The organism is Halorubrum sp. C191 (genome assembly GCF_002727095.1).
Taxonomy (GTDB): Archaea; Halobacteriota; Halobacteria; order Halobacteriales; family Haloferacaceae; genus Halorubrum; species Halorubrum ezzemoulense.
This window is the reverse complement of the sequence record NZ_NHNZ01000194.1, coordinates 51,396-60,333: the sequence shown is the minus strand read 5'-3', so window position 1 is coordinate 60,333 and position 8,938 is coordinate 51,396. Positions and strand designations below refer to the sequence as shown.

The 8,938-nt window shown below is 71.2% G+C and carries 11 protein-coding genes; 5 read left to right on the top strand and 6 right to left on the bottom strand.

Features of this window, described 5'->3' with window-relative positions:
• Positions 1–44: 44 nt before the first annotated feature.
• The gene (locus Z052_RS17455) at positions 45–587 is read right to left on the bottom strand and encodes a universal stress protein (protein ID WP_049929361.1); all 543 of its coding nucleotides are present in this window, start codon (positions 585–587) and stop codon (positions 45–47) included.
• A 118-nt stretch (positions 588–705) separates the two neighbouring features.
• Between Z052_RS17455 and Z052_RS17450 the strand changes: the two genes are divergently transcribed.
• Together Z052_RS17450 and Z052_RS17445 are read left to right on the top strand one after the other, a co-directional pair.
• Positions 706–963, top strand: coding sequence for a hypothetical protein (locus Z052_RS17450; RefSeq protein ID WP_086220050.1), 258 nt, complete (start codon positions 706–708; stop codon positions 961–963).
• A gap of 107 nt (positions 964–1,070) precedes the next feature.
• Complete coding sequence (locus tag Z052_RS17445; protein WP_049929363.1) at positions 1,071–2,273, top strand: redox-regulated ATPase YchF; 1,203 nt, start codon at positions 1,071–1,073, stop codon at positions 2,271–2,273.
• Between the two features lie 65 nt (positions 2,274–2,338).
• On the opposite strand, the gene Z052_RS17440 is transcribed toward Z052_RS17445, so the two are convergent.
• Positions 2,339–3,535 (bottom strand): pyridoxal-phosphate dependent enzyme, encoded by a 1,197-nt coding sequence (locus Z052_RS17440; RefSeq protein WP_094495298.1) that lies wholly within the window; start codon positions 3,533–3,535, stop codon positions 2,339–2,341.
• A 112-nt stretch (positions 3,536–3,647) separates the two neighbouring features.
• Here Z052_RS17440 and trpB point away from each other — a divergent pair, with 112 nt between their 5' ends.
• Complete coding sequence (trpB, locus tag Z052_RS17435; RefSeq protein WP_049929365.1) at positions 3,648–4,811, top strand: tryptophan synthase subunit beta; 1,164 nt, start codon at positions 3,648–3,650, stop codon at positions 4,809–4,811.
• 55 nt (positions 4,812–4,866) lie between these two features.
• On the opposite strand, the gene Z052_RS17430 is transcribed toward trpB, so the two are convergent.
• Positions 4,867–5,463, bottom strand: a complete 597-nt coding sequence (locus Z052_RS17430) for a GNAT family N-acetyltransferase (RefSeq protein WP_049929366.1) — start codon at positions 5,461–5,463, stop codon at positions 4,867–4,869.
• Between the two features lie 119 nt (positions 5,464–5,582).
• The gene (locus Z052_RS21130; RefSeq protein WP_241897997.1) at positions 5,583–5,900 is read right to left on the bottom strand and encodes an MBL fold metallo-hydrolase; all 318 of its coding nucleotides are present in this window, start codon (positions 5,898–5,900) and stop codon (positions 5,583–5,585) included.
• Positions 5,901–5,966: 66 nt separating this feature from the next.
• Here Z052_RS21130 and Z052_RS21125 point away from each other — a divergent pair, with 66 nt between their 5' ends.
• Positions 5,967–6,209, top strand: a complete 243-nt coding sequence (locus Z052_RS21125; RefSeq protein ID WP_241897996.1) for a hypothetical protein — start codon at positions 5,967–5,969, stop codon at positions 6,207–6,209.
• 82 nt (positions 6,210–6,291) lie between these two features.
• Here the strand turns inward: Z052_RS21125 and Z052_RS17420 are convergent, their stop codons facing one another.
• A complete protein-coding gene (locus Z052_RS17420; RefSeq protein ID WP_049930071.1) occupies positions 6,292–6,903 on the bottom strand; it encodes a peptide-methionine (S)-S-oxide reductase in 612 nt (203 codons plus the stop codon).
• A 162-nt stretch (positions 6,904–7,065) separates the two neighbouring features.
• On the opposite strand from Z052_RS17420, the gene Z052_RS17415 reads away from it, so the two are divergent.
• Positions 7,066–8,070 carry a Gfo/Idh/MocA family protein gene (locus Z052_RS17415; RefSeq protein ID WP_094521344.1) on the top strand — a complete coding sequence of 335 codons (1,005 nt, stop codon included), beginning with the start codon at positions 7,066–7,068 and terminating at the stop codon, positions 8,068–8,070.
• A 70-nt stretch (positions 8,071–8,140) separates the two neighbouring features.
• Here Z052_RS17415 and Z052_RS17410 read toward each other — a convergent pair whose 3' ends face one another.
• Positions 8,141–8,872, bottom strand: coding sequence for a hypothetical protein (locus tag Z052_RS17410; protein WP_089307559.1), 732 nt, complete (start codon positions 8,870–8,872; stop codon positions 8,141–8,143).
• Positions 8,873–8,938: the final 66 nt, after the last annotated feature.

Below are 8,938 nucleotides of genomic sequence, written 5' to 3'. Positions count from 1 at the left end.
CCTCCGCGACGCGGCCTGACTCCCAGCCGACGCGCCGCGGCTCGCTACCCCGTCTCCGTCGCGTCGGAGACGGACCCGTCCGCGTCGGCCCCGGCGGCGCCCGTCTCGCCCGCGGTCGCGGTCTCGCCCGCGGTCGCCGCGTCCTCGTCGTCGCCGATCCGGACGGTCAACACCGGCACCGACGACCCCCGGACCACCTTCTCGGCGACGCTACCGAGGAGGAGGCGGTCGATCCCGCCGCGCCCGTGGGTCCCCATCACGACGAGGTCGCAGCCCGTCCGTTCGGCGTGGGTGATGATCTCGCGGCTCGGCGAGCCGTCGACGACGGACGTCTCGACGTCGACGCCGCGGTCGGCGGCGAGTTCGCACACCGTCTCGAGCGCCGCCTCGCCGTCGTCGTACAGCAGGTCGCCCACCCCCTCCCACGTCGTCTCCATCGGCATCCCGGCGTACCGCGCGGTGTCGACCACGTATATCGCGCGCACCGACGCCCCGTGGACCGCGGCGAGGTCGAGCGCGTGACACACCGCTAACTCCCCCTCCGAGGAGCCGTCGGTCGGGACCAGAATCCGGTCGTATAGGGGCATGTTCACGTGTAGCATGACGACCGGGACGGATAACCCTTTGTTCTTGCCGGTTTCTCGCCGCCGTCCGGTGGCGTCCGGGCCGAGCGCGCGCTTATGCTCTCTCGCACGACGGGTCGGTATGTCCGACGAGATCAACCGCTCCCGCCTCGAATCGACGCTCGCCGACCGCGCGTACCCCGCCGACCGCGGAGCGCTCGCCGACTCGTTCGCAGGCACGACGGTGTTGTTCGCCGACGGCGACGCCGACCTTGGCGACCTCCTGGCCGAGGTCGACCAGGCGAGGTTCGAGGGCGCCGCCGACGCGCACGCCGCGCTCCAGAACGTCCTCCCGATCGAGGCGCTCGGGGAGCCCGGGCAGTCCGACGGCGACGCGTAGATCGGGCCTCCCGCGACGGCTCGCGGCCGGGCCCCTCCCTCGTCACCGATCCCCACGCCACGGCGCGTCTCGCATCGCTTTTGGCGCCGCGCCGCGCAGCGGTGGTAATGAGCTATCGGATCGGTCTCGTCGGCAAGCCCTCGGTGGGCAAGTCGACGTTCTTCAACGCCGCGACGATGAACGACGTACCGGAGGGGGCGTACCCGTTCACAACCATCGACCCGACCGTCGGCGAGGCGTACGTCCGCGTCGACTGCGCCGCGCCCGAGTTCGACGAGACCTGTACGCCGAGCGTCGGCGTCTGCCGCGAGGGGACGCGGTTCGTCCCCGTGAAGCTGGTCGACGTGGCCGGGCTCGTCCCGGGCGCCCACGAGGGCCGCGGGCTCGGCAACCAGTTCCTCACCGACCTCAACGAGACCGACGTGCTGATCCACGTCGTCGACTTCTCGGGGAAGACCGACATCGAGGGCGAGGCGACCGAGGGCCACGACCCCCGTGAGGACATCGACTTCTTAGAGGAGGAGCTCGACGCGTGGTACCTCGACGTGTTGGAGAAGGGCTTAGAGAAGTTCGAGACGCGGTATCACGGCGCGAACGCGGCCATCGAGGAGGAGCTCGCCGACCAGATGTCCGCGTTCGGCATCGACAAGGACCGGATGAAGCGCGTCATCCTCGCCGAGGGGCTCGAACTCGATCCGGACACCTGGGACGAGACGGACAGAGTCGAACTGGCCCGCGAGATCCGCAAGCGCACGAAGCCGATGGTGATCGCCGCCAACAAGATGGACACCCCCGAGGCGCAGGCGAACTGGGCGGAGATAACGACCGACCCCGACTACGACCACCTCTCGTTCGTCCCCGCGAGCGCTCACGCGGAGAAGGCGCTGAAGAACGCCGACGACGCCGGCGTCGTCGACTACACGCCCGGCGACGACGCGTTCGAGGTCGTCGGCGACGTCTCCGGGGAACAGAAGGCCGGCCTCGACCAGATCGCCGAGTTCGTCGACGAGTACGACGGCACGGGCGTCCAGGGCGCGCTCGAGTCCGCCGTCTTCGACGTGCTGGGCTGTATCGCCGTCTTCCCCGGCTCCGCGAACGGGAGCAAAGACGAGAAGGGAGTCTTCCGCGACTGCTTCATCCTCCCCGAGGGGTCGACGACGGAGGACTTCGCGTACCACATCCACTCGGACATCGGCGAGGGGCTGCTCCACGGCACCGACTGCCGGAGCGGCCGGCAGGTGGGCACCGACCGCGAGCTCTCCCACCGCGACGTGATCGAACTGGTCTCGACGAAGCAGGCCGCGCCGTAGCCGCTCCGACGAGGCCGCCGACCCCGCTGGCCGCTCTTCCGAACGACCTCCGTGCGTCCGGCCGGTCACGATACGATATCGCGGACCGCGTCGGGAACGTCGGCCCGGTCGACCTCCCGAACGGACGAGCCCTCGACCTCGGTCGCTCCGTACTTGTACCCCGACCCCGTCAGGATCGCGGCCACGTCGTCGTCGGGGCCGAACTCGCCCGCCGCGGCGAGCTCTCGCACGGCGGCCGTCGCCACCGCGCACGACGGCTCGACGGAGACTCCGGCGTCGGCCGCGAGCCGGTCAGTCTCGGCCAGCATCGACTCCTCCGAGACGGAGACGACGCCGCCGTCTGTCGCCCGGACGGCGGCCAGCGCGCGGTTCCCGCTCGGCGGGTCGGCGTTGTTGATCGAGACGGCCGCGGTCGGCTCGCCCGCGACGGGTTCGACGCGGGAGTCTCCCCGCCGGAACGCCCGCGCGATCGGGTCACAGCGGGCGGCCTGCGCGAGGTAGATCCGCGGGATCGACGGGAGCACTCCCGCCGCGTCCAGCTCTCGGAGCGCCTTCCAGACGCCGCTCGCCTGTCCGCCGCTGCTGACCGGCAGGACGATCGCGTCGGGCGCGTCGGGAGCGAACGCCTCGCAGATCTCGTACGCCACCGTCTTCTGGCCGGCGACCCGGAGGGGGGCGTCGGAGTTGAGGAAGGCGACCCCGAGGTCGTGGTCGAGCGTGTCCTCGTAGAGCCGCCCGTACTCCCCCCGGACCCGGAACAGGTGCGGGTCGTGCTGGGCGATCATCGCGAGCCGCGAGTCCGGCGTGTCCTCGGCGACGAGGATCGCGGCCTCCCGGTCCAGCGCCGCCGCGTGCGCGGCGACGCTCAGCGCCATGTTGCCGTGCGAGACCGTCCCGACCGGGCCGTCGATGCGGGCCATCCCGACGGCCGTCCCCCGGTCCTTGAAGCTCCCCGTCGGGTTGGTCCCCTCGACCTTGAGGTGGACCCGCGGCCCGTCCGCCGGCTCGATCGACGGCGCGCGGAACAGCGGCGTGCCCCCGGCGGCCGCGGCGAGGCCGCTCGGAACGATCGCCGCGGGTAGGACGGGCTCGTACCGCCAGAGGGAGTCTCGCCCGAGCCGCACGCCACCGCCGCCGCTCGCCTCGGGCCACGAGAACCCGGTCCCGTGCGTGTCGAACCAGAGCGGCTCGCCGCACGCGCAGCGGGCCGCCTCGCCGGCGGGGTACGTCTCGCCGCAGTCGTAACAGACCAGTCGTTCCATACGCCACGGTCTCGGTCGCGACACAAATCGTTGGTCACGGGCGGGCGCCGCGACCGCGGCAGCGCCCGGGGGTTCCCTCGTCTTTTTTGAGTCGCGGCCACACCGGTCACGCATGGGTACGCCAGGCGAGTTCGGCGAGTTCGGCGGCCGACACGTCCCGGAACCGCTGGAGGAACCGTTGGCGGAGCTGGCGGCGGCCTACGAGGAGGCCGTCGCCGACGACGAGTTCATGGCGGAGTTCCGTGACCTGCTCGAACACTTCGCGGGGCGGCCGACGCCCGTCTTCTACGCGGAGACGCTCAGCGAGCGGTACGGCGCGGACATCTACCTCAAACACGAGGACCTCCTCCACGGCGGGGCGCACAAGCTCAACAACACGCTCGGGCAGGCGCTGCTGGCCAAGCGGGCCGGGAAGGACCGCCTGATCGCGGAGACCGGGGCGGGGCAGCACGGCACCGCGACGGCGATGGTCGGCGCCCTGCTTGACCTCGACACGACCGTGTACATGGGCCGGCACGACATGCAGCGACAGGAGATGAACGTGTTCCGGATGCGCCTCATGGGCGCGGACGTGGAGCCGGTCGACCGCGGCAACGAGGGGCTCGCGGAGGCGGTCGACGCCGCGTTAGAGGACTTCGCCGAGAACGTCGACTCGACGCACTACCTCGTCGGCAGCGTCGTGGGGCCCGACCCGTTCCCGCGGATGGTCCGCGAGTTCCAGTCCGTCATCGGGACCGAGGCCCGCGAGCAGATCCAAGAGCGCCACGGCGACCTCCCCGACGCGTGCGTCGCCTGCGTGGGCGGCGGGTCGAACTCGATCGGCCTCTGGCACGCGTTCAAGGATGACGACGTGATGTTCTACGGCGCCGAGCCGGGCGGCACCGACGACGCGAACCACTCGGCCCCGCTCTCGAAGACGAAACAGGAGGAGCCGCGGATCTTCCAGGGGATGAAGACGAAGACGATCGGCGACGACACCGAGAACCACTCCGTCTCCGCCGGGCTCGACTACCCCGCCATCGGGCCGGAGCACGCCGCGCTCCAGGAGATGGGCCGCGCGGAGTACCACGCGGTCTCCGACGACGAGGCGCTGGCCGCGTTCCGCGAACTGAGCGAGGCCGAGGGGATCATCCCGGCGCTGGAGCCGGCCCACGCCCTCGCGCTGACCGCCAAGCTCGCCGAGGAGGACCGACACGACACGCTGTTGGTCAACCTCTGCGGGCGCGGCGACAAGGACATGCAGACGGCGGCGGAGCACTTCGATCTCTCCGGGTGAGGTCACCCCTCCGGGTGAGACTCTCCCGCCCGATTGACCCCTTCCGGCGCGGCGCTCAGAGCTCCTCCTCGAAGTGGACGAGTTCGTACGCGCCGGCGGTCGAGGTGTCCGTCCGCTCGTATCCCCGACTCGCGTAGAAGTCGAGCGCCGCGGGCTGGCGCGTCGAGGTCGTCGCGAGGAGCGTCTCGAACCCACCGGAGGCCGCCCGCCGCTCCAGCTCGTCGAGCAGCGCCCGTCCGTAGCCGCGCCGCTGGTACGGCGGCGCGACGCGCATCCGGTGGAGCTCCGCGGCGCCGGGGCGGTCGCGCTCGTCGCCGTGCCCGGCCTCGTTGGGCACGTAGCCGCCCATCGCGGCGAGCGTCCCGTCGTGGGTCGCCAGTTGGTCCGGGGCCCGTGACGCCGCCGAATCCACCGACTGCCGCTCCGGCGACGGATCGTCCGGCGACTGGTCGGCGTCGACGGCGTCAACGACGCCGACGACGAACGCGCCCCCCGCGTCGAGGTACGACGCCGCCACGGACCGCAGGTCGTCGGTGCCGGGGATGTCGGACGGGTCGACCCCGGTCTCCCGCATCGCCCACTCGTGAAGCGCCCACACGGCCGCGTCGTCCCGCGGGTCGTACGACCGGAGCGAGAGTTCGTTCGCGTCCACGACGAACCGTGACGGCGCGTCCGGCTTGAAGACACGGATCGCGGGGGGCGCGCTCGCTCTCTGAGCGTCGACGTTACCGCATATCCGCGCTCGACGCGTCCGCGCTCAGCGCGTCGGCCCTACTCACCGCCAGCGATCTCTTCGAGGCGCTCCGTCCCGGCCTCGACGTGGCCCCCGTGGAAGCAGACCGTCTCCGCCACGTCCCGGTCGGCGAGGACTGCGACGCTCTCCAGCGCGGTGTCGAGGTCCGGGGTCATCTCCGGGCTGAGCCCGGCGAGTTCGCCGTCGGCGCTGACGAGCAGCTCGGGGCCGGGAAAGTACGCCGACACGTGCCCCGGGCTGTGGCCGGGGGTCGGGACGACCTCCGTCGGACCGGCCGCCGTCGCGAACGTCTCGCCCCCGGTCAGGCGGACGTCGACGGTCGCCGGTTCGATCACCGTCGGCCGCTCCTCGCTCGACTTGACGAGCTCCTCGTCGCCCTCCAGCTACGGGGCCTCTGCCTCGTGGGCGAACACGGCGGCGCCGGTCCGGTCGACCACGGCCGCCAGACAGCCGGCGAGGTCGAGCTCCTAATGCGTGACGAGGACGCCCCGCGCGTCGTCGAGGGACAACCCCTTGTCCGCGAGCGCGTCTCCGAGGACGCCGACCTCGTCGGGCAGGCCAACGTCGATCAGGAGGAGTCCCTGCGGGGTCTCGACCGCGGTGGGAGTGAGTGTCGCTTCCCGGCCGTCCAGCGATACGTGTAGGGAGAGTGCGCGTACGCCCGGCGCGAGTTCCATGGCGAACGCTGGTCGCCGATCGAGTTCGAGCGGGCGAGCCTCGACGGACTCACTCGGGCGCCGGGAGCTCCTCGGCGACGTTCACGTCGTGTCCGGCGACGTACCCGTTCAGCTTGGCGGCGAGCGGCGACTCTCGCAGCTCGGCGCCGTCGTATCCGGCCGCGTCGAACGGCTCAATTAGTGACGAGGCGGACCTGAGCCTGTACTTCTGGTGGTAGTCCTCCGCGGGAGAGAACCGCGACAGCCGCTCGACGCGCGTGTCGATCCCGTCGGCGGTGAGTCCCCGCGCCGAGAGGAACTCGTCGAGGGCCTCCCGCTGGGCCGCGCGCTCGACGAGGACGACGTTCTGGTACTGCGTCTTCCGGGACTGCCGCCGCGGGTCGTGCGCCGCGAACACCCGTTCCAGCACATCCCGGTACGATATCGTTTCGGGGTCGAAATCGACCTGAACCACCTCCGTGTGGTCGCCCAGCGAGTGGTACGTCGGGTCACGTTTGGTCCCACCCGCGTACCCCGCGCGGGTGCGGACGACGCCCTCCACCGCGCCGAACTGCGCGTCCGGGCCCCAGAAGCAGCCGACGCCGAACGTCGCCGTCTCGGTCTCGCCGGCGTCGGCCGCGCGGCGGTCGTACTCGCGTACCTGTGTCCGTGTGAGTTCCATGGGTGCCACCTGTCTGTAGAGCCGCCGGAGCGCGGTTCGCGGGTCGGACCGCATCGCCCGTGTCTCGGGCTCGCAGACGGATACATTGCGCGCCGCCCCACGTCGAGCGTCTCGTTCGGCCGGGACCCAAACCACTTGAGGTGGGGCCGCGTCGCGGCGGACATGAGCGCTCACTCGACCGAACCGGCCCGCCTCGAATTCGGCGTCCTCGGGACCGCGGGAATCGCCGACAAGGCCGTCGTCCCGGCGATCGCCGCGAGCGACCACGCCGTCGGCGCGGTCGCGTCCCGGGACGCCGACCGCGCGGCGTCGTTCGCCGCCCGCCACTCGATCCCCCGCAGTTACGGCACCTACGAGGCACTGCTCGACGACGACGCCATCGACGCGGTGTACGTCCCGCTCCCCAACGGGCTCCACGGTGAGTGGACGAAACGCGCCGCGGACGCCGGGCTCGCCGTCCTCTGCGAGAAGCCGCTGGCCGCCGACGCCGCCGAGGCGCGAGCGGTCGCCGACCACTGCGACCGCCGCGGCGTCACCCTGATGGAGGCGTTCATGTACCGGTACCACCCCCGGACCGAGCGCGCCGTCGAGCTCGCCGCGACGGAACTCGACGACGTGCGCACGGTGACCGCGACGTTCCGGTTCCCGCTGTCCGACCGCCCGAACGACGTTCGACTCGACCCGGAGCTCGCCGGCGGGTCGCTGATGGACGTCGGCTGCTACCCCGTCTCGCTGGCTCGCACCGTCCTCGGCGCTCCCGACCGGGCGTACGCCCACACGGGGGACACCCGCGACGCGGGCGTCGACACCGAACTCGCGGGCGTGCTTGCGTACGGCGACGGCCGGTCGGCCCGGGTCGCCTCCGGGTTCGACACCCGCCACGTCGAGCGGTACCGCGTGGACGCGACGAACGGGTGGGTCGCGGTCGAGAACGCCTTCGACGCCCCGGCCGACGAGCGGCTGGACCTGGAGTACGAGATCGACGGCCGTCGCGGGGTCGAGACGTTCCCGGCGGTCGATCAGTACCGGCTTCAGGTCGAGCACTTCGCCGACCGCGTCGCCGGCGACGCGACCCCCGTGACCGACGGCGCGTCGGCCGTTGCGAACATGCGGATCCTCGACGCGCTGTCGGAGAGCGCCGCGAACGGTTCTCCGATCGACCTCTGACTCGGATCGCTTGGGGTGCAGATCGCCGTCGCTCCGGCGGCCGTGGCGCTCGGTTCGACGTTCGCCCCGCCTACGCGACGATCTCGTCGGTGATCGCCGGCGTGTCCATCGCGTTCGCGATCGGGCTGATCACCCGGTACGTCCCCCGTTGGCCACCGTCGGAGGAGTCGTCCCAGTGAGGCGTGAACGGCTTGTCTTCGGCGTGCGGGCTGTCTTCTAGCATCGCTCGGGGCGCACCCCCGGCCAGGTAGACGTCGAAGGAGTTCGACTCGAACTCCGTCCAGAAGTTACTCTTGTGGAACGGGAACAACACGCGGACGTAGTAGTCCTTCCGTATCTCGCGTTTCTTCACCTCGTTGTTGTACCAGCCAATCACGTCGAAGTGGGTACACACCGCCTTCTCCGCGCCCGTGTAGGGGAACGACGACCGGACCTCCACGGCGGCGCTCTCGCCGCGGCCGCGGTCGACGGTGATGTCGACCTGTTCCTGTGGGGTGTCCCACTCGTCGTCTTGGAACACGTCCGCGCCCGTGTCGCGCCGCTCGGCCGTTCGGGTGAGCCAGTCTTTCCACACCCACTCCGCCAGCACTCCCGAGATACCGTCGACGCTCTGCGTGTCGGCCGACCTGCCGCGGGAGCTATCCCGGGCCATCCGTCCGTCGGAGCCCTCAGCGAGACGCTCCCCGTCGTCTCGTAGCTCGTCGAGCAGCGCGCGGTCCTCGCCGCCGTAGTCGAACCGATACCGAACGCAGTCGAAGCCGCCGTGCCCGTCGCAGTCTATCGTTTCCGTCGTGATGTCCATCGACGTTCCGTCTAAACAGTCAGCTATCTTATAGAGATATCGCCGGTCGTGAGGCGGTGCCCTTAT